17 protein-coding genes are annotated in these 21,251 nt (G+C 46.4%); 7 read left to right on the top strand and 10 right to left on the bottom strand.

Annotated elements, in window-relative coordinates; translation table 11 throughout:
- The first annotated feature begins 64 nt into the window (after positions 1 to 64).
- Positions 65 to 1,006 (top strand): hydrogen peroxide-inducible genes activator, encoded by a 942-nt coding sequence (locus AELLOGFF_RS06040; protein WP_159267828.1) that lies wholly within the window; start codon positions 65 to 67, stop codon positions 1,004 to 1,006.
- Here the strand turns inward: AELLOGFF_RS06040 and AELLOGFF_RS06035 are convergent.
- The 7 genes from AELLOGFF_RS06035 to AELLOGFF_RS06005 form a co-directional block, all read right to left on the bottom strand.
- Positions 1,003 to 3,174 carry a PQQ-dependent dehydrogenase, methanol/ethanol family gene (locus tag AELLOGFF_RS06035; protein WP_159267827.1) on the bottom strand — a complete coding sequence of 724 codons (2,172 nt, stop codon included), beginning with the start codon at positions 3,172 to 3,174 and terminating at the stop codon, positions 1,003 to 1,005. The two genes, AELLOGFF_RS06040 and AELLOGFF_RS06035, sit on opposite strands and share 4 nt — an antisense overlap.
- 53 nt (positions 3,175 to 3,227) lie before the next feature.
- Positions 3,228 to 3,809 (bottom strand): lysophospholipid acyltransferase family protein, encoded by a 582-nt coding sequence (locus AELLOGFF_RS06030; protein ID WP_159267826.1) that lies wholly within the window; start codon positions 3,807 to 3,809, stop codon positions 3,228 to 3,230.
- Between the two features lie 133 nt (positions 3,810 to 3,942).
- Complete coding sequence (locus AELLOGFF_RS06025) at positions 3,943 to 4,773, bottom strand: crotonase/enoyl-CoA hydratase family protein (RefSeq protein WP_159267825.1); 831 nt, start codon at positions 4,771 to 4,773, stop codon at positions 3,943 to 3,945.
- Between the two features lie 2 nt (positions 4,774 to 4,775).
- Positions 4,776 to 5,333: a nitroreductase family protein gene (locus AELLOGFF_RS06020; protein ID WP_159267824.1), complete on the bottom strand. Its 558-nt coding sequence runs from the start codon at positions 5,331 to 5,333 to the stop codon at positions 4,776 to 4,778.
- Positions 5,333 to 5,851 carry an SRPBCC family protein gene (locus tag AELLOGFF_RS06015; protein WP_159267823.1) on the bottom strand — a complete coding sequence of 173 codons (519 nt, stop codon included), beginning with the start codon at positions 5,849 to 5,851 and terminating at the stop codon, positions 5,333 to 5,335. Before AELLOGFF_RS06015 ends, AELLOGFF_RS06020 begins: the two co-directional genes overlap by 1 nt.
- 118 nt (positions 5,852 to 5,969) lie before the next feature.
- Positions 5,970 to 6,386: a PilZ domain-containing protein gene (locus AELLOGFF_RS06010; RefSeq protein ID WP_159267822.1), complete on the bottom strand. Its 417-nt coding sequence runs from the start codon at positions 6,384 to 6,386 to the stop codon at positions 5,970 to 5,972.
- Between the two features lie 151 nt (positions 6,387 to 6,537).
- On the bottom strand, positions 6,538 to 8,415 hold the full coding sequence (locus tag AELLOGFF_RS06005) for a beta-ketoacyl synthase (protein WP_159267821.1): 1,878 nt from the start codon (positions 8,413 to 8,415) through the stop codon (positions 6,538 to 6,540).
- 104 nt (positions 8,416 to 8,519) lie between these two features.
- Between AELLOGFF_RS06005 and AELLOGFF_RS06000 the strand changes: the two genes are divergently transcribed.
- The 4 genes from AELLOGFF_RS06000 (at position 8,520) to AELLOGFF_RS05985 (ending at position 12,275) form a co-directional block, all read left to right on the top strand.
- Positions 8,520 to 9,509, top strand: coding sequence for a GlxA family transcriptional regulator (locus AELLOGFF_RS06000; protein ID WP_159267820.1), 990 nt, complete (start codon positions 8,520 to 8,522; stop codon positions 9,507 to 9,509).
- A 156-nt stretch (positions 9,510 to 9,665) separates the two neighbouring features.
- Positions 9,666 to 10,844: a thiolase family protein gene (locus AELLOGFF_RS05995; RefSeq protein WP_159267819.1), complete on the top strand. Its 1,179-nt coding sequence runs from the start codon at positions 9,666 to 9,668 to the stop codon at positions 10,842 to 10,844.
- Between the two features lie 142 nt (positions 10,845 to 10,986).
- Positions 10,987 to 11,823, top strand: a complete 837-nt coding sequence (locus AELLOGFF_RS05990; RefSeq protein ID WP_159267818.1) for a S1 RNA-binding domain-containing protein — start codon at positions 10,987 to 10,989, stop codon at positions 11,821 to 11,823.
- A gap of 35 nt (positions 11,824 to 11,858) precedes the next feature.
- Positions 11,859 to 12,275 (top strand): pyridoxamine 5'-phosphate oxidase family protein, encoded by a 417-nt coding sequence (locus AELLOGFF_RS05985; protein WP_159267817.1) that lies wholly within the window; start codon positions 11,859 to 11,861, stop codon positions 12,273 to 12,275.
- 35 nt (positions 12,276 to 12,310) lie between these two features.
- Here AELLOGFF_RS05985 and AELLOGFF_RS05980 read toward each other — a convergent pair whose 3' ends face one another.
- Both AELLOGFF_RS05980 and AELLOGFF_RS05975 read right to left on the bottom strand, forming a co-directional pair.
- On the bottom strand, positions 12,311 to 15,427 hold the full coding sequence (locus AELLOGFF_RS05980) for an efflux RND transporter permease subunit (protein WP_159267816.1): 3,117 nt from the start codon (positions 15,425 to 15,427) through the stop codon (positions 12,311 to 12,313).
- Positions 15,424 to 16,653: an efflux RND transporter periplasmic adaptor subunit gene (locus tag AELLOGFF_RS05975; protein WP_159267815.1), complete on the bottom strand. Its 1,230-nt coding sequence runs from the start codon at positions 16,651 to 16,653 to the stop codon at positions 15,424 to 15,426. Before AELLOGFF_RS05975 ends, AELLOGFF_RS05980 begins: the two co-directional genes overlap by 4 nt.
- Positions 16,654 to 16,761: 108 nt before the next feature.
- Here AELLOGFF_RS05975 and AELLOGFF_RS05970 point away from each other — a divergent pair, with 108 nt between their 5' ends.
- A complete protein-coding gene (locus AELLOGFF_RS05970; protein ID WP_159267814.1) occupies positions 16,762 to 17,379 on the top strand; it encodes a TetR/AcrR family transcriptional regulator in 618 nt (205 codons plus the stop codon).
- A gap of 34 nt (positions 17,380 to 17,413) precedes the next feature.
- On the opposite strand, the gene AELLOGFF_RS05965 is transcribed toward AELLOGFF_RS05970, so the two are convergent.
- Positions 17,414 to 19,786, bottom strand: a complete 2,373-nt coding sequence (locus AELLOGFF_RS05965; protein WP_159267813.1) for a CHASE domain-containing protein — start codon at positions 19,784 to 19,786, stop codon at positions 17,414 to 17,416.
- A gap of 325 nt (positions 19,787 to 20,111) precedes the next feature.
- On the opposite strand from AELLOGFF_RS05965, the gene AELLOGFF_RS05960 reads away from it, so the two are divergent.
- Positions 20,112 to 21,245 carry an NAD(P) transhydrogenase subunit alpha gene (locus AELLOGFF_RS05960; RefSeq protein ID WP_159267812.1) on the top strand — a complete coding sequence of 378 codons (1,134 nt, stop codon included), beginning with the start codon at positions 20,112 to 20,114 and terminating at the stop codon, positions 21,243 to 21,245.
- Positions 21,246 to 21,251: the final 6 nt, after the last annotated feature.

Here is a 21,251-nt window from a genome sequence, read left to right as displayed (position 1 = left end):
GATAGTTTAATAAGAAGGTATACCATTTGCTGATATCATTTAATTATCAGAAATCAGGATTAATATGGCGTCCACTGCCCAATCACCGAGCATAAAGCAGCTTACGTATTTTGTTGCTGTTGCCAAACATAGCAACTATCGGAGAGCTGCCGAAGAGCTGGGGATGAGCCAACCAGCGCTAACCAATCAAATTACTTTATTAGAATCAACACTCAACACGGCACTGTTTGAACGCTCAAGAGCAGGAACCCTACTATCACCAAGTGGTCGCGATTTACTCGATGCTGCACGCCAAGTGCTACTTAGCATGAAAGAATTTGAGGATTTAGCCGCAGCAATGAGCGACAGTCATCAAACAACATACCGTCTAGGTGTTCCCCCCACTGTTGGGCCCTATTTACTCCCCCATGTGCTGCCAGATTTACACGACCTTCATATCAATTTAAAACTCTATGTACGTGAAGCTGCACACCGAGAATTACAGAAAGATGTACTGGATGGCATTCACGACATCGCTATCGTCCCGTTACCATTAACCGCACCCCAGCTTGCTATGGAGCCCTTGTTTATTGAACCTCTCAAATTTGTTGTTCCGGTCAATCACTCATTAGCCGGACAAAAATATCTGACACCCAGTAAATTACGGGGTGAAAAAATACTGACGCTAGAAGAAAAGCACCACTTCCACCATCAAGTACAAGAAATATGTGAGCGCTGGGGAGCAGATCTTCAGCGAGACTACGAGGGCACTAGCCTAGACACCCTACGACAAATGGTGGTGATGGGAATGGGGGTCGCATTTCTGCCTGGATTATATGTTCACTCAGAAATGCACGACCCCAAAGCGCTCTATGTTTGCGAATTGCGTAATTTTCCAGTGTTACGAAAACACGCCTTAGTTTGGCGAGCCAACGCACCTAACAGAACATTCTATAGAGAGCTGGCGGCAGATATCCGCACTATAATTAACAACCGATTAAGGTATGTTATTTCCGCCACACGCTAAACAAATGTCATTGCAAAGCCTAATACAGCCGCAACGATTTTGAAGAACCACGTCTTGATGGCCACCCACCAGCTAGACTGTGCTCGCCTTTCTCTATCGATATTAGCCTGCTCTAGGATATAAGCATGTATAGCAAACGCCTGCTCCTCAGTTAAAACGTCAGAAAAGCCCACCATACCCGCTTTTTTCATAACACCATCAAGCACAATCGCATTAAAATTATCATGAAACGCTGTCGGTAAGTGGCGTAAATCTGGTATTGCCCCATTAGAAATCACTTCCGTGCCATGGCAAGCACTACAATACGCATAATAAAGAGAGCGCCCCTCTTCAAGTATGTTTTGATCACTACTTATACGCACAGGTGGCTCGTGTATTTTCTTAAGTGGATTTGCCGGAAGCGCTAGAGCGGAACCGCCCAGCTTAAAAGTTAAGACCCTACTCGGTGGCGGAGCTACCTCTCTCTCCAACCCTGCAATCAAGCCAAATGCGCCACCCCAGCCAGCCAGAATTGTTATATATTGCTCCCCGTTAACCGTGTAGGTAACTGGCGGCGCCATAACGCCGGTATTAGCATTAAAAGACCATAATTTTTCACCATTATCAGCCCGAAACGCTAGTACATCGCCGTCTGCAGCCCCCTGAAAAACAAGCCCGCCAGCGGTAGCCAATAAGCCACCATTCCACGTCAATTTATGCGGAACCTCCCATGCGGCCTCTTGCTTAACAGGGTCCCACGCCAGTAAGGCACCTTGGGTAATTTTACTTGTTAGTAATTGCGCTAAAATAGGATCAGATACAGACTGCTGCTGAGTATAGACACCAAGATTCCATTGCCCCCATTCGTGCAAATAATTCTTTACGGATTTATATTCGAATAAACTGTTAATGGCGGGAATATATACCAAACCAGTTTGCGGGCTATACGCCATAGCTTGCCAGTTATGTGCCCCCATTGATGAGGGTCGAATCATTTGCGCTTTAGTTAAATAACGTGCATTTTTAGTTTCTACGGGTCTACCAGTTTCTAAATCATAATGACTTGCCCAATTCACATCTGAATATGGCTCTGCAGAAAGTAACTCGCCGTTTGTTCGATCAATAACAAAAAAGAATCCATTTTTAGGCGCGTGCCAAATAACTTTCCGCTCCTGACCGTCAAACGCCATGTCAGCCAGCATAATGTGTTGGGTAGCCGTATAATCCCAAGATTCTGCGGGGGTTTCTTGGTAATGCCACAGGTAATCACCATTATCAGGATTTAGTGCAACAATTGACGATAAATAAAGATTATCCCCTCCGTCAGGGCTACGTACTTTTGCATTCCACGGCGACCCGTTCCCAACCCCAATGTAAAGTTGATCTAATTCGTCATCATAAACAATGGCATCCCAGACTGTGCCGCCACCACCATAATTCCACCACTCTCCAGTCCAGGTTTTTGCAGCCGCTTCCATTGCTTGATTTTCAAACCCATCGGCAGGGTTTGCAGGCACAGTATAAAATCGCCATTGTTGTTCACCGGTATTGACATCGTATGCGCTAACATAGCCACGTACGCCATATTCTGCGCCGCCATTGCCAATAAACACCTTACCTTTAGCAACACGTGGTGCGCCGGTAATTGTATATGGGTAAACACTGGTATCTGCCGTTAATACTTCCCAAATTCGCTCTCCAGTGGCGGCGTCTAGCGCTATTAAACGAGCATCTAATGTGCCAAATATTATCTTTCCTTCATACGCCGCTACCCCTCGATTAACCACATCACAGCAGGCCATTTTCCCCCACTCGCGAGGGACCTTTGGGTCATATTTCCAGAGTAATTTGCCACTTTTCGCGTCCAGCGCGTAGACTACACTCCAGTTTCCCGTCAAATATAGGACGCCATCTATGACTACTGGAGTTGCTTCTAGGCCACGGTTAAAATCAGTATCAAAAGACCAAGCCAGATTTAAATCACTGACATTATCAACGTTGATTTGATCTAGCTCACTGTAGCGCTGCTCTTTATAATCTTTGCCATAAGACAACCAATTATCAGCCGAATTTGCGCTTATACTTTCAGTGTTAACAACTGTTGGTCCTGCAGCGTGTAAACACACGGAATAAAATATCGCGCTAAAAATCAATACCAAAAACGCAATATGCCTTCTTAATTCCAGCATAATCTCCCCCACCCTTTTTATTATTTAGTATTCAACCGCTTTAACGCATCAAATTAAGTCAGCTCAGGATTAAAACCACATTTATTCTTATAAAATGCCTTAATATCAGCAATATCCTTTTCATAATCACCCGTTGGGTAAAACACTTTACCAACCCCGGTATGTCGCGTTTTTATGTCTAAAAAAGCAAGGTAGATAGGCACTCCAGCGCCCACAGCGATGTGATAAAACCCCGCCTTCCAATTATCGACCCTGCTACGCGTCCCCTCTGGGGCAATTAACAGCATGAGTTCATCTCGCGACGCGTATTGGGCAATCATTTGCTCAACCGTATTATTGGCTGTTCGTCGATCTAAACCAATACCACCAAACCAACGCATCACCGCACCTAAGCCCCCCTTAGGAAATAAAGTGTGCTTACCTACCCAGTGCACATCTAAGCGCAACACAAAGGCCGCGACCATCATGGTCGGAAAATCCCAGTTACTTGTATGTGGCGCAGCAATCATCATATATTTCTTGTGCGTTGGCTTCTCTCCAACAATTCGCCAGCCAAGTAACCATGTAAGTAGTATAAATATTGCACGGAAAAAACCGCTCACTAAAGGCGTATTAAAAATCGTTCGGGATTGCATAAATCAGAATCACTCAGCCACAGCTGACAAATATATATTCGTCGCTGCGATTATTTTTAGTTACAGGGAGTTTACCAACAAGCGGAGGCAGTTCAAGCGCTCCGATTGCTGGTAGAAGAAATGTAAGCGAATGTTAATCTTTAAAGTCGGCAGACTTACCTTCACTGGCCGCAGTAATAGCGAGCATGACATCTTCAAAGCTCAACATGCCGCTATTCCATGTAGCCTGATAATCCAAGGCGTCGGCAACACTGTGATCACGGCTGTAAAGTAGCATTTGCTTACTACCACGTACTGCCAGTGGTGACTTACGGGAAATTTCTTGAGCCAAGGCCGATACAGCTTCAATCATTTCTTCATAATTATCAAAACGTCGATTTACCAAGCCAATACGCTCGGCCTCGCTTGCGCCCACATTACGCCCAGTATAAGCGAGCTCACGCATAACACCCGCGGGGATAATGTGTGGCAAACGCTGTAATGTGCCAACATCGGCAACCATACCAATATCTATTTCTTTAATAGAAAATTTAACACCATCACAGCAATACCTCATATCACAGGCACTGATAATATCTACACCACCACCAACACAGCTACCTTGAATCGCCGCTAAAACAGGCTTACGACAACGCTCTATGGCGGTTAAATTACCTTGCAGACGTAAAATAGTGGCTCGAAACTGCTCAACAACACGGGACTTCTCCAAACCATTTTGAGCTTCCGCTATACCACTAAACATGGCTAAATCGATGCCAGAACAAAAATGACGCCCCTCACCACACAACACCACAACACGGACAAGTGGCTCCTGGTCTAGCCACTCAAAACACAGCTGAATCTCATCCCACATTGTTTGATTCATGGCATTTGCTTTATCTGGTCGATTTAACGCAACCCAGGCAACATGCTCTTCCATTCGAATTTGTACAGTTGTGTAACTTGGGGGTACAACGCTGTTCATTATTATCTCCATTCCTTCATAAAATCAGCCTGCGACATCACCGGAAGCGGCTTAGCTTGGCCATCACGAGTTCCCAAGTACAGAAACCCAGAAATTTCTTCATTGTGCACAAGGCCTAAACCAGAATGCACTCTTTGATCAAAGGCATTTACGCCGGTACGCCAAATGCCGGCATATCCTAATGCTTCTGCCGCTAACATTGCACCATGTGCAGCACAAGCAGCAGATATTTGTTGCTCTATTATCGGCACTTTTGGATGCTTTTCTAAACGTGCAATAACAATCAATATAAGGGGCGCCCGCAAAGGCTGCTGCCTAAAGCGTTGGCAGTCATCTTCGCTTAAATCAGGATCACGTTGTTTTGCCGCCGACGCAAACAGATCGCCTAGTTTAACGAGAGCGTCCCCACGAACCAACAAAAATCGCCAAGGCCGCAGACGGCCATGGTCGGGAGCACGGCTCGCTGCTGCAAAAATTTCCGCTAAGGCAGAATCATCAGGAGCTGGTTTACATAACCTTGCCGCTGAATTACGGCCCTTAAGTAATGTTAATGCATCCATCAACTGGCCTGCCTTGTGTTTTCGCGGAGTTGTTTCAATTGTGCAGGGCTTACTGCTTGCCCAGTTTCATAATATTGCTTCATGCTTATTGCCACATCCTGAATCACTTGCCGAAACACTTTATGCAGAAAGCGCCCGTACAAAAACCGTCCAAAACCACCCCAACGCATATCAAACCTTAAGCTCGTAGTGAGTGCGGTACTATTATGACCCGCATCATCAAGACGATAGCGAAATGCCGCCCTATTGAACGGTAACGGTGCGCCAGCATCGCCATTATGAAGGCGAATTAAAAAACCGTGACCTTCATTCCATTCAGAAACTGTTTCGTCCAATGGTTTGCCGGAAGCCCGAAAAACACGGCGGCTCGCATTCACGCCTTCTTTTAATTCGGTTGTAAGCTCAGTACGAACAATCCCAGGCACATAATGATGTGCAAGTGATAAATCTTTCAATAAATCCCAAGCCTGCTCTCTAGGCATGTTTATAACGACTCGCGCAGTCGCCTCATGTCTCATTGTCCATTTCCTCTGGGCAAAAAAATCCCCCGAACCAGCGGGGGACCTATTCAAACATGAATTTATTACACTGTCTCGATTGAGGCTATTTTATCTAATCAGGAAATCTATGCCAGCCTCAGGAAAAACGACGATGAAATTCCTCTGCATGGGCATCTATCCATTCAAAGGCGGCCTCCTCAGAACCAAGTTCACGCCCCTCTGACGCCAACACTTTTTGTCGATAATCTTCTATTTGGCATATCTGCTCTACCATTCGAGTACGGTAAGCGTCTTTGACACTTTCAAACTCAACCCCCAAACGATAGCTAGCACGTAAAGGCCGGCTCCACACCACTCGCCCCCGCCCCACGGGCTGGGAGGACAAAGACGGAACATAAAAGACAATTTTAGTCCCACGAGTTATTCTCCGCGCCACATCAAAAGACAAGCCTGCGGCACTCACATTCCGTAAAAAACCACGTCGAGTACCGTCGTGATGCCCCACTTTCAGTGCAATTGGGATGCTGCTTGGATGGCGGATATCATTACGCATATATCTAGCCTCCTGAATATATTTGGGCGAATTCTGACTCACAATAAATTAAGTCACACTCTAAATACATCAGCTATAAGCACTTTCCCTTACAGCAATTCGTAAATCCTAGTCGATGACTAGCCAGTTCCCGACCAACTATTAACGAATATTAGTCCTTATCCTCTAACCACGAAGCGTAAGGTGATTCAATGTTTAGAGCGACTTTTTCAGCCCAACCCTTAATGCCAATTCCTGATCGAGTCAGCTCTAGATCATCACCATCCAGTACATTTTGACCAAATTGGTAATGTACGCTGTAACCATTTGCGCATGCAGATTCATCGTAAGCCGTTGCCGCAGCCTGCACCTGTTCTCGGCGTTCCATATAACCTTGCCACGCCTTAGCACCGTGCCGCCCTTTGAGCATTTTTTCACTCAACAATGGCGATAACAACGCCACACTCGCATTATTGCCACCAAATCCTTTTGCATTAAGTATTGCCACATCAAGGCTATCTGACTCGAAATGCGTATGCTCTTTATTCAACTGCAAATTACTGCAGTGAACATCGTCAGCAATATGATCGATCGTCGCAATACCTGGCAGAATATTCTCCTGCCAGACACCCAAACTTGAAATCAGCTGATCACCGGAAGCGGCGCCAATACTATGACCTAAATACGCTTTTATCGCCCCAACTGGCCAATTTTCAATACCAAAGACTTTGGCCGTCTCATTCAAAATATGGGATTCAGTCACTCGGTTCTGTGGCGTACTGGTACCATGAGACTGCACAAATGAACGTGTCTTAATGGCTTTATCACCAATGATACCGGCAGCCGCTGCAACCGCCTTAGCCACGGTTAAATAATTACCCACCCCCGGTGAAGATATCGACTTTTTATAACCATCAGCATTCACAAAAACATCCGCTACCGAACCGTGAATTTGGGCGCCGAGCTGTAAGGCTAATTCGTCATCAAATAGAACGATAAACTGCGATGATTCAGCGATGGTGAATCCACAGTTTGTGCTAAACGGCCTACTTGCGCGGCGATAGTCTGGCTCAGCAAGTCCTTTGGCTTCATCTAGTTTTAATAAATCCGCATCAGAGGCCAACGCCCCCATCGTGTAATAGCCATCAATAATCTTTGGATCAAGCCCCGACTCGGCCACACCCACTACAGCAACCTTCACTAAGCCATTGCGAATATCATTGACTGCTTGACGTAAATTATAAAAAAATGTCGCACAAGCCCCCAGGGACGGCCCACTGGTTCCAACACTGCCCAATACGTAGGCACTAACAAAATCAGCCGGCATATCAGGCAAGCCCAAGGCCAGCTGCTTTGAGCTTACCCGTCCGCCATTGGCACGTGCACCAAGCAGTCCCCCAAAACCATTTTCATCTAACTGCGACATTGCCGAGCTTGCATACACACCCATTTGGTCTGGGCGAATATTATCCATGACTGTCTGCCACTCTATCCCCATGGATTTTAGTGCATCAGAAGCGCCACAAATGGCCATTTGCAAACCGCGGGGATGATTTCTAGAACCATACAAACTGGCAGGATCAAACCCAGAGGGTAACTGCCCGGCTGACGATACTTCTATTTTCCGCGTCGTGGGCAGTAAAACATTGCAACCGTCGCTGATACTTACTGAAACTTTACCATCCGCCAGCTCAGTTACCTCCCAGCCAGTGGGCAATACATCAGGAAGGTCCCGCGCTCGCGTCACAAATTGTAAAGCACCACTTCCCCCGGTAAGGTTCATGCGCTTATTCCAAGCAACTTCATCTGTCTTGAAAAGATTGCTCTCAATTTTTCGAATCAAGGTATGATCGCGCATATACTTACGCTGAGCTTCTGTACCCACTTGATCTGCAGGAATTCCCATTATTGCAGCCAAGCTACGATAAGTACTGTTTACCTTTTCTTCGGGTAGCGCGTCTAAAATAAGACGACGATAACCATGATGAAATGAGCTTCGCCCAGCCGCATTAACACCACCAAAACCGACAATGACAGGTAACTTACTCACTCTAAATCCTTATGCACGAGTTAAAATAATAGCGTGTTAGTCTATCGGTGTTGGGCAGATTGAAATAGAATATAACCGCCAATAGATAAGACATTATCGCCACCATGAAACAAGTTGCCCTACTCGCCTTCCATGACGCCCTAGCAACCAGTATCAGTCTGCCCAATGAACTCCTAAACGCTGCAAATAGTGTTGCCCTGCAACGTCATCGCAAAACCATCATTTCAGCAGACATCGTCGGTTTGGATCCCTCTCCCATTGAGGTCTCAGGTGGCCTCAACTTACTGGCAAGCACGGATATAAATAACAACAAAGAATACGACCTCATTATCATTCCTAGTCGTTGGCGCCACCCACATCGAGGCTCTCCGCTGCGAGCCGACGTACAGCAATGGCTTCGAGACCACGAAACGAGAGGCGCCGTCATTTGCTCAGTGGGGAATGGTAGCTACTTCCTCGCAGAGGCAGGCTTACTAGATGGGAGAGTGGCAACAACGCACTGGCATTACTTTGACGACTTTGCCACCCGTTACCCCAAGGTATCACTCCATCGCGATCACCTAATTACTCAAACAGATAATATTTTTTGCTCTGGCAGCGTCAACTCCGCGGCGGATTTAGTTGTTCACTTAATTGATCGCTACTGGGGAGCACCCATAGCTAATCGAGTAGCCCAGCAATTTTCACCTGAAAGCCGGAGGCCATTTTCACGCAATAGTTATCGAGTTAACCGCAGTGACTTACATCGCGACGAAACCATTGCGCTTGCCCAAAACTGGCTAGCCAGAAACATTGCTACCCCCCTTAACATTCCCGAACTCGCCAAGCAGAGCGGCCTAAGTGAGCGCAGCTTCCACCGCCGCTTTCGCCAAATAACTGGCCTGCCGCCTTTGCAATATGTTCAAAAACTCCGCATAGAGCTGGCTAAAGATTTACTGCAAAACAGCAATCTTAGCGTTGACGAAATTGGCCAACAATGTGGCTATAGTGATAGCAGCTATTTTTGTCGACTATTCAAACAACACTGCAGTGCAAGCCCAGGTAAATACCGGCACGCGGTGAGACGAAAGTTATTTGAGGTCAATAAAGCCTAAATTTTCCTGCTCACAAACAACAGAAATCCCACAAACCTTGAAAAAATAGCCCCTACATGGCTAAATGTGCCGCCTTTAAAAGTTCCTACTTTTTAATTTTTGGCCGAGGATCGCTTATTTTGCGTATCAGAACGGCACACCTACAGGGAAATTCCTATGTCTGACTCCGTATATATTGTATCTGGCGCTCGTACCCCAATGGGCGGCATGCTCGGTTCACTTAGCTCTCTGACCGCCGTTGAGCTAGGCACGACAGCCATTACCGCAGCCGTCAAACGCGCAAATATTGATACCGCCAAAATCGACGATGTCATTATGGGATGTGTACTACCCGCTGGCTTAAAACAAGGCCCTGCTCGTCAAGCCGCAATCGGTGCCGGTATTCCAGAATCTACTGGCGCAGTAACCATTAACAAACTGTGTGGCTCAGGTATGCAAGCCACCATTTATGCTCACGACCAAATTAAAGCTGGAAGCTGTGACATTATTGTCGCTGGCGGTATGGAAAGCATGACCAATGCCCCCCACCTTGTCTTAAATGCCCGCAAAGGTGTCGGCACCGGCGGTAAAGGCTTTGAAGACCACATGTTTTTTGACGGTTTACAGGATGCCTACAGCGGCCGCATGATGGGCAGCTTTGCACAACAAACAGCTGACGAAAACAATTTCACCCGTGAAGAAATGGACGCTTACGCCATTGAATCAACAAACCGCGCCTGCAACGCCATAAAAAATGGCTATTTAACTGCAGAAACAGCGCCTGTCACGGTTAAATCCAGAAAAGGTGAAACCATTGTTAGTGACGATGAGCAACCTCTCAAAGCGTCGCTAGAAAAAATTCCAACACTTCGTCCCGCTTTCGCCAAAGATGGCACCATCACTGCAGCTAACGCCAGCTCCATTTCAGATGGCGCCTCGGCAATGGTGTTAATGAACGAAAAGGCCCTGAAAGACACAGGAGCCACTCCTCAAGCGCGTATTATTGCCCACAGTCGCCAATCTATGGCGCCAGACTTGTTTACTGTTGCTCCCGTTGGCGCAATGCAAAAACTACTCGCCAAAACAGGCTGGACCAAAGACGATGTTGATCTTTGGGAAATTAACGAAGCTTTCGCTATGGTAACCATGCTGGCTATTCGTGAACTGGATATTGACCACGCTAAAGTCAATGTACACGGCGGTGCTTGCGCCCAGGGCCATCCAGTTGGTTCTACCGGTTCAAGAATTATCATCAGCCTGGTGCACGCGCTACAACAATACGGCAAAAAACGCGGTATTGCCTCGCTCTGCATCGGTGGTGGTGAAGCCCTCGCCGTCGCGATTGAACTCATCTAATGCGACTCGTGGCCAGTGTTAGCACTGGCCACTCACTTTATTCATCGCAACCTACCAGCCCGCTTACAAGCGAAAATGACGTACTGGTAAACCCTAGCGTATAATCACTCATTATTCTTATCTGAAATAATGAGGACACCTCATGACCGCAATCGGTCGTATCAGCCGCCTTAAAATTCATCGCCATAGCCAAGCCGGATTTTATTTGGATGGTGGCAAGCTTGGCGATATTTTCTTAAGCCGTAAAAACGCTCCAGACAACTGCAATATCGGCGATACGCTAGATGTATTTGTCCTTCACCATAGCGATGGAAGTTTAATGGCCACAACGCAAACCCCGCTTGGCCAAGTCGGCGATGTCATCTCCTTAACCGTTTCACAAATTAATGATACCGGCGCCTTCTTAGATTGGGGCCTAGATAAAGAGCTATTGCTCCCCTATGCAGAGCAAATGGGTGAAATCACAGCCCAGAAAAAAGTATTAGTGAAAATCTATCTTGATAGAAGTTATCGTATTGTCGCGTCAATGAAGCTCGACGAGTTCATAGAAGACACCGCGCCGCAACTCCAGCGCGGCCAATCATTTATTGTCACTGTCGCGAATAAAACTGAACTAGGTTATAAAGCCGTTATTGAAAATCAATATTGGGGGCTGCTATACGATAGCGACCTCGTTCGCCCCATCCGTAAAGGTGAAAAGCTGACCGCCTATATTAAAAAAGTTCGTGATGACGGCCGCATAGATCTGAGTATCCAGCCCATTGCTACAGCCGGCAATACCGACATAGCTAGCAATATCATTCGCCAATTAGAAGCTAATAATGGCTTTCTTGAAGTCGGGGACAAAACCCCTCCAGAGAAAATTTACGCCCAATTTAATGTCAGTAAAAAGGTTTTCAAACAAGCCCTTGGTCGACTTTATAAACAACAACGTATCACAATAGAAAATAACGGAATTAAACTAGTCACCGAATCGTAAGCTAGCCTACACAACTAATAATTAAGGATACAAAAATGGACGCCATGACATTTCTGAGGGAACAACACAGCCCCATAAGGTTGGCGGTTATTGATAAAGATGGCTTTCCAATAGTGTGCTCGTTATGGTTTATGAGCGATGGTCATAAAATATTTTGTGCCAGTCATGCATCCGCTAAAATAATTCGCGTTCTGCGTAACAACCCCCATTGCGCCTTTGAAGTCTCGGTTAATGAACCTCCCTATAAAGGTGTAAGGGGAAAGGCGCTAGCAACGCTTGAAAAAGATAATAAAGGCTATGTTCTTGAGCAGTTAATTAACCGCTATATTGGCGACTCCCGCCCCCGCTTAAAAAGCTGGTTAATGAGCCGCTGCGCTGACGAGTATGCCATCCATCTATCAATAAAAACCCTAACAACATGGGACTTTAGCGAGAGGATGCAGAGCAGTTAAAACCTCTGCATCACGAATCCCCCCCCACTACGCCATTAGTTTTTTACTTTAAGCCGCTGCCCCAACGACGCCAGCAATACATAAAACAAAGGTACAAATACCGTCGCGACAAAAGTCGCTATTAACATGCCGCCAATCACACCAGTGCCTAATGACATTCGGCTAGCCGCACCTGCACCGCTAGAAATGGCTAGCGGTAAACACCCTAGTGTAAAAGCCAAAGAGGTCATCACAATAGGCCGAAAACGCAAGCGAATAGATTCTACCGCTGAATCTATTATGGTCATGCCCTGCCGCTGCTTTTGCATCGCAAACTCAACGATCAAGATAGCATTCTTACTCGCCAAACCGATCAAACACACCAAGCCTATTTGGAAATAAATATCGTTTTCTAGACCCCGCATCCATGTGGCTAAAATTGCCCCCAACAAGGCAAATGGCACCGCAAGAATAACCGCAGCTGGAATGACCCAGCGCTCATACTGAGCCGCCAAAATTAAAAACACCATCAACACAGCCAGTAAAAACGCCTGGCTACCAGAACCGTCAGACGCTTTTTCTTGGTAGGCACTACCAATCCAGCCCAAACTAAATTGTTGCCCTAGTGCCTGAGCCGCCACGCGCTCTAATGCCGCTAACGCATCACCTGAGCTGTACCCCTCTGCAGGGTTACCCAACACCTTAGCAGCCGGAAAACCATTGAAACGACTAACCGTGTCAGGACCAACGATACGTTCGATTTGAATAAGAGAGCGCAACGGCACCAAGCTACCTGAACTCGCTCGAACAAACACTTTGCCTAAATCATCTGGCGATGTTCTGAAATCTTCTTCGGATTGTAAGTTCACCTGAAAGCTGCGCCCATACAAGGTGAAATCATTAACGTACAAGCTCCCAAAGGTTGCTTGCATGGTGCTAAATACATCTGCGACTGGCACACCTAAACTCATTGCCTTTTCTCTATCGAGGTTTAAACGATATTGCGGCGTATTAATATCAAAGGTTGAGTAAACCCCTACCAGCTCAGGTTGTTGATTGGCTAGGGCAAGAAACGCATTCAATTGCTCATTCATTTGCACAAAATCTGCATCGCCACGATTTTGGACAAAAACTTCAAAGCCTCCCGTGGTACTCAAACCAATGATAGGGGGCGGGTTAAAGGCAAACATTTGACCATCTAACAAATCACCACCAAGTCTAGGCAAGCTAGCGGCTATTTTTGTTGAACTCTGTTCTGCTTCCTGCCGTTCTGACCAGTCTTTTAACATAATAAATGACACGCCAGAATTCGTTTTTTGAGCAGACGACAATAGATCAAAGCCGGAAAAAGTAATCAATCTACTCACGTCATCCTGCGCCAAAACACGCTCATTCATAACATCAGTGACCGCCTTGGTTCGCGACAAAGAGGCCGCTGGCGGTGTCTTATAGGCCATAATGACATAGCCCTGATCTTCGCTTGGCACCAGGCTCGTTGGAACAATCTGGAATAAATACCACAACAAGCCCATTAAGCCAGCAAACACACTAAGCCCAATAAAACGGTGCTCTATAATCGCCTTAGTAACAAATACATAGCCATTACGCATCACTCCAAACCAACGGTTGAAACCACCGAGAAACCCCGTAACGGCAGGCGGGTGCACCTTGTCCTTTAATAACATCGAACACAAAGCAGGCGTTAACGTTAAAGCGACGATGCCAGATAAAATAACAGAAACGGAAATAGACACCGCAAACTGGCGGTACATCTCTCCCGTTAGTCCATCCATAAAAATAACCGGTAAGAACACGGCACACAGCACTAATACAATGGCAATCAATGGCCCAGACACTTCTTCCATTGCACGCTTAACAGCCGTGTCTGCATCAACATGCTGCTCTTCCATTATTCGTTCAACGTTCTCGATCACAATAATGGCATCATCAACAACGATACCAATGGCGAGGATCAAACCAAATAAGGTTAACAAGTTGATCGAAAAACCGACAATATAGAGCCCGGCAAATGTGCCAATAATAGACACCGGAATAGCAAGCAAAGGAATAATCGTTGCCCGAACATTCTGTAAAAATATGAACATCACCAGAACAACCAGTACCAGCGCCTCAAAAAAGGTAACAATCACTTCTTTTATTGAGTGTTCGACAAACACAGTGGTATCAAAGGTTAAATTTAGCTTCACACCATCCGGTAATTTTTCACGCACTGTCTCAAGCACTTCCTGTGCTTGCTTAGCCGTTTCTAGCGCATTAGCTCCAGGCTGCAAATACATGGCAATAGGAACCGCTGGCTGACCATTGAATGCCCCCTGAAAAGCATAATCTTGTGCACCAAGCTCTACCCTTGCCACATCTCCGAGATGCAATGTTGCACCGGAGTTGTCAGTCCGCAATATAATGTCTTCAAATTCTGCAACCGTAGTCAAGCGCCCTTGAGTCGTAACGGTATAAGTGAAGGCTGCATCTTGAACAAGGGGTTCTGCGGCAAACTTACCCGCCGCAAAATTGGCATTCTGCTCACGAATGGCTTGCGCTACATCTGAAGGGGTTAATGAAAACTCAGCTAAACGATCTGGCTGAAGCCAAACTCGCATAGAGTAATCTTTTGCACCCAACAAGCGTGCATCACCAATACCGGGTAATCGCCGCAATTCATCGACAATATTCAATAAAGCATAATTACTTAAATAAATTGAGTCGTACTGTGGGTGATCCGCCGTTAAGGCATATATCATCAAAATACTCGTAGAGCGCTTACTTACCTGAATCCCCAAGCGGGTGACCGCTTCGGGCAAACGGTTTTCAGCCACTGCAACACGATTACTTACATTAATAGCAGCTTGATCGGGGTCGGTTCCAGTCGCAAACACTACGTTTATTGTTACAACCCCCGACGCAGAAGCCTGGGTGGACATATACAACATGTCATCCACGCCGTTAATCTGCTGTTCAAGTGGCGCGGCTACCGTGTCCGCAATGGTTTCTGCACTAGCACCTGGGTAGGTGGCAGTCACGACAATTTCTGGCGGTAAAAACTCAGGATATAAAGAGATAGGTAAGCGACCCATTGCCGTCGCACCACCCAACAAAATCATTAACGAAATAACAATTGAGAGTACGGGGCGGTCTATAAAAAAACGAGCATTCACTGGGGGCTGCCCTCGCTTTCAGACTCAGAAGCTGTGGGTGTATCACCTTCTTCTTGGTTTACTACTTTACCCTCAGCTTGCGAAGGTGGTTTTTTGGTTTCACTCGGCTCCAATACCGCCCCAGGCTGTATTCTCGATACTCCATCAACCACAACGACATCACCCGCGGTGACGCCCGATTCAATAATAACGCCGTCGACAGCATCCATCCCCAGTACCACATTCGCTATTTCAGCACGGTTACCTTCAACCACTTTATAGACATAGGTGCCTTGCGCCCCTTGTAAAATAGCGCGCTCAGGTAAAACAATCGCGTTTAAACTCATTAAGCCATGTAGTTTGACGCGGAGAAATTGGCCTGGAAGCAATTTTCCGTCAGGGTTTGGAATAATCGCACGGATTTGAACTGTTCCGGTTCGACTGTCAATGGCGCTTTCTGTGAAATTAATCTGTCCCAAGTATGGATATAAATCATCTGAACCCAGCATGACCTCAACTTCTTTTTTACCATCGGTGAAAGCCGCTTCGCCACGTTCTATCATCTCACGTATACCCAGCACCAACTTATCCGGTAGCGACACATTGATCCACAGAGGATCAAGCTGGGTAATGGTTGTTAGCAAACTATTGCTAGGCCCAACCAAGCTCCCTTCTGAAACTTCTTCACGGCTAGTCACACCTGCAATGGGTGCTCTCACCCGGGTATAACCCAAGTTAATATCCGCAGCCTGCACCTCTGCTTCTGCCAACTGCACTGCAGCTTTGGCAAACTCTAAATCAGACTCGGTATCATCAAGCTCTCGGCGGCTAATTGAGTTCGTCTTAATTAGCTCTTCCGCTCGATTCCAACGCCGCTGTGCCGCAGACAGACTTGCATTAGCCTGTGCCAATTGTGCCTTTGCTCTATTTAAGGCAACCTCAAATGGCGCTGCATCTATTTCAAATAATAACTGCCCCTCACTGACAGCCTGGCCCTCAGTGTAAGTACGTCGTATTAAAATCCCCTCAACACGGGCTCTAATCTGCACTTCTTTCGAACCCACCGTTCGCCCGGGATAATGGCCACCGATTGGCACCGTGCGCTCCGCAACAGTATGCACATTCACCTTAATGGGTGGCGGAGCAGCGCTAACTGGCAACTCATCCGTACAGGCGCTTAAAGTGAATACACCCAACACAGAAATCATTAGAAAAAATACACGGCACTGCCCTGAAAACGCTTGCACTTGAGACAACCTTTACTGATCAAATTTGATACCAAGTACTTTACATACATACACGCATGTATGTAAAGTACTTGGAATAGTAATCATAACAATCTCTAGGCTAGAAACATGAAACGATGTAAAGCGGATTCGGAACAGACACGATCAAGCATTCTTGATGCCGCTGGCGAAATATTTGCGCAAAAAGGCATCACACGAACCCGCCTTACTGACGTTGCTTCCGCAGCAGGTGTCACGCGAGGCGCTATATACTGGCACTTCAAAGATAAGGAAGCGTTAATAGAAGCGATGATGGACAGGGTCGGCGCGCCCACCGACGCAGCTCTAGAAGCATTAAGTAACCGTCAAGACAGCGAAATACAGTCTCTCGACATGCTCAGAGACGTGATCATTGAGGCATTCATACGCACCAACCAACTCCCCGCATTAGAACAAATCACACGGTTTGTTTTCCGTTACGCATTATGTAACGAGTCAGAATCATTGAATGCACGGATAGATCAAGATCGAGAGCTCGCCCTCGACCGCCTGCAACGATTTTTTAGCAAAGCTCAAAAAGCCGGATTGGTAAAAAAAGACATTAACCCTCAATGTTTAGCAATCCATATCCGTGCGCATATTCTGGGTATATTCCAGCATCACTTGAACACCACACCTACCGGCTTATCAGTAGAATATGTTGCCGCTTCCTTGGATTTATTATTTGAAGGTATAAAACCAAGTTAAACTTTGATTTATCCGCACAAACTGCTTAACAGCGCTACGATATTGATCCTGCATGCTCATCAAGTTGATTGATAGCCATCGGCAAGACAATCTCAAAACTTGTTCCTGACACGGCCTGATTCACAATAGAAATACGCCCTTTTAATTGACGATTAACAATATTGTAGACCACATGTAAACCCAAGCCGGTGCCACCACTACCGCGCCGTGTCGTATAAAATGGCTCAAACACTTTCTTTTGATTTAACTCAGAAATGCCAATACCATCATCACTAAATCTAATGACAACATTGTCTTGCTGACGAGTCACACTTAAATGAATATGGCCCTTTTCACTATGGGGAAAGGCATGAATCAAACTGTTATTCAATAAATTGATGACCACCTGTGCAATTCCACCAGGAACCGTTCGGATACTAATATCTGCTGGGCAATCAAGAACCACCTCATGGCCACTGCGCCGGTAATTGGGTGACAAGTGCATTAAGACATCGGTTAAATACTCATACAGATTGATCGATCTGGTTTCTGTCGTCGCCTGATCAACTGACACTTGCTTAAAGCTAACGATCAAGCCTCCTGCACGCTGCACATTCGCCAAAACAATTTGCGATGCTTCTCGCATCCGTGCCAAGACGCTACTGGTCTCCATATTGGCAGAACTTTCCAGCGACGCAGTTAATTTAGCAATATCATCCTGAAGTGTAGATTCCGCCGTAATTGCAATACCAAGCGGGGTATTAAGTTCGTGTGCAAAACCCGCTACCAAGCCCCCCAACGACGCCATTTTTTCTGACTCAACTAGGTGATCTTGAGTCTCGCGAAGTTGTGCCAACATTGCCTTTAACTCTTGCCCCGCCATCTCTGAGCTGTGCTTCTGCCCAGTTAAAACTAGAAATGTCATACCCAATAAGCCGGTAAACAATAGCCCTGCCACCAGCATTCCCCAGGGCGTAATTGATCTAGAGCCAGCTAAAAAGCGTTGCCCCGCCTCTAATTCAATCAAAAAATCAACGCCGCCAAAATGCAGAACACCATTACCAGCAAACACCCGGGAATCGGAAGTATCTTTTTGCGTTGAATAAATTACCCCTCCCCTCTCGGTTGAGACCGTCGCAGTTATATCTCCCAAATATGCCGGCGGCAACAATACCGCCATCAAGTCAGGAATACGAAAAACGCCGGATACAAACCCTCTTAAGCTGTCACTTTTAACGCTTGGGTCAGTCGATTTCACTGCCAAATACACAACAAACCCGTACCCGGCTTCTTGCTCCTGTATTAAGCGAATCACATCAGTGCCTTCTGGCCGACCCGACATGACTGCCCGAGTAAAGGCGGCCCGCGCAAAGCTATTAGAGCTTATATCGTATCCCAAGGCAGCGACGTTGCCCTGCAGCGGTTCAATATACCGAACCATCATATATTCACTTTGCTTGCTTTGCGGAAGCAGCTTATTACTTTGGTCACGTCGAGTAATATGCACATCTCGACCGTTTTCCGCACTCATTTCCAACTCAAGGTCAGCGCGATCTACATCCCTGACCAAAGGCGTCCAAGTCACTGCCTGAAAACCACTATTACGCTCTAGAAAACCGCCGACAAAAAATTTAAATTCCGCAGCAGAAACATGATCCGATACTTCCATTAACGCCCGTAGGGCATATAAATTTTCAATATAAGTATCAACAATGACCTGAGCCCGACTTAAGGTCTCATCACTGTAACTGTGAAATTCATCTTGCTGACGTGACAATTCCCAGCGGCTGCCGAGAAAAAACAAGGACATCACAATTAAAGAAACACCAATAAGTATCATCGGCAAAATGCGCCGCCGACTGCGCCACACATCTTCTGGCTGGCCAAAATAAACAAAAGCCAAAATTGTGGCGATCATCACACCTAGACCATCGCCAACCCACCACGTCAGCCAGTGAAATATAAAATTCTCGGCAGACACGATACCCGTCACCAAGAGGGTGATGGTTCCAACGCTCGCACTAACAACACAACTTAAACCACAGGCAAATACGATAAAACGCAGCACTTCACTAACGCTATCAAGCCTAAGCTGATAGCCAATATAGCGGCGCACCAACCATGTCCCGACTACAGCCTGTAATGCCGCCCCAGCGCCAATCACTAGAGGGACAACAAAGCTAGAAACCAAGTCTAATAAAGGCTGAGAAAAGTCGGGTAGAGCATAAACATTGACAAGAAAGGAGCCCAATAAAACACCAGGCCATAGACGATAACCTTTCAGCATTATTGCAGCCAAGGCGATACCAGCCGAAGGCCAAATTGCAGTAGCGTAGCCAGGAGGAATGGCAAGTAACAATGCCGTTTTACCAAGGACAAAGTACGACATCGCCAACAGGAATATCATCGGAATTACGCGTGCGGTCATTATTGAGCGATCGTCTCTAAAAAATTAGTTATTCCACTAGCTGAACTCAAGCCCCTACACCTCATTTAGAGTACAGTGTATTTCTATTCTCCTCCGCAGTGTAATGCGCCATAGAGATCACTCACCATAAGTAAAACTGCCTAAAACCACGATTATCTCACTCACTATTAGTAGGATATATGTCGCTATCACCTTAATTTATGGGGGATTTTGTTTTCAGTGACTACTTTGTTAATCCACACTTTTATCGCTTCTTTGAGCCAGTTGTAATATCCTACGCCGTTTATTCACAAATAAAATTGTTAACCACAACGGATCTACAAAGATGCTCATAGGAATCCCCAAAGAACTCGCCAGCGGTGAAAACCGTGTCGCGATCATTCCGACAGATGCCAAAAAGCTAATCAGGGCCGGTGCAACGATTCAAATCGAAGCAGGCTTGGGCTTAGGCAGCGGCTTTAGCGATGAGGAATACAGCGAGGCTGGCGCTTCGGTTATTGCAGATCGCAATACTGTTTTAGCCAGTGCTGACATTATTTTACGTATCAGCAAGCCCACCTTAGACGAAATTGGACAGATGAAGTCTGGCTGTATTCATGTCAGCTATCTTGATCCATTTAATGAACATGATCTTATTAAGGCCTTCCGTGATCAGGGTGTTAGCGCGATCAGTATGGAAATGATTCCCCGCAGCACCCGTTCACAAAAAATGGATGCATTAAGCTCACAGGCGAGCTTGGCTGGTTATGTCATGGTATTACTTGCCACCACCAAACTGCCCCGCATTTTACCGATGATGATGACCCCTGCCGGAACATTGAAACCGTCTACGGCCTTTATCATCGGCGCCGGTGTTGCTGGCCTTCAGGCCATTGCAACTGCCAAACGCCTTGGTGCCAAGGTTGTTGCTTTCGACACGCGCTCAGTGGTTGCCGAGCAAGTTCGCTCTCTAGGCGGCAAGTTCTTAGAAATCGATCTAGGTGAAACCGGCCAAACTAAAGATGGCTACGCGGTTGCACTCACCGAAGAGCAAATGAAGTTACAGCTAGAAGGTCAGAAGAAGCAAATTGCCGAATCTGACATTGTCATTACCACGGCACAGCTTTTTGGCCGTAAACCCCCCGTTCTGGTTACCAGCGACATGATTAAAGGCATGAAACCTGGCTCAGTAATTGTCGATATGGCTGCTGAAAGCGGCGGCAATGTCGAAGGTTCTGTTGCTGGCGAAACCGTCGTTGTTGATGGCGTCACTATTATTGGTGATGGCAACTGGTCTAATTTTGTTAGCCGTGACGCTAGCCAAATGTACTCAGCCAACCTTTTCAATCTTGTTGATGAAGGCTGGAACGGCGATGACAAGAAAATGGTTATCGACATGGAAAACGATATTTTGCAGGGCTGTGTCATTACTCACGGCGGCGAGATCGTTAACGAAACCATTAAAAACCTGATTAACTAGGAGAAG

Source organism: Zhongshania aliphaticivorans (assembly GCF_902705875.1).
In the GTDB taxonomy this organism is placed as follows: Bacteria; Pseudomonadota; Gammaproteobacteria; order Pseudomonadales; family Spongiibacteraceae; genus Spongiibacter; species Spongiibacter aliphaticivorans_A.
The sequence above is the reverse complement of the archived record's forward strand: the minus strand, read 5'-3'. Positions and strand labels throughout refer to the sequence as shown.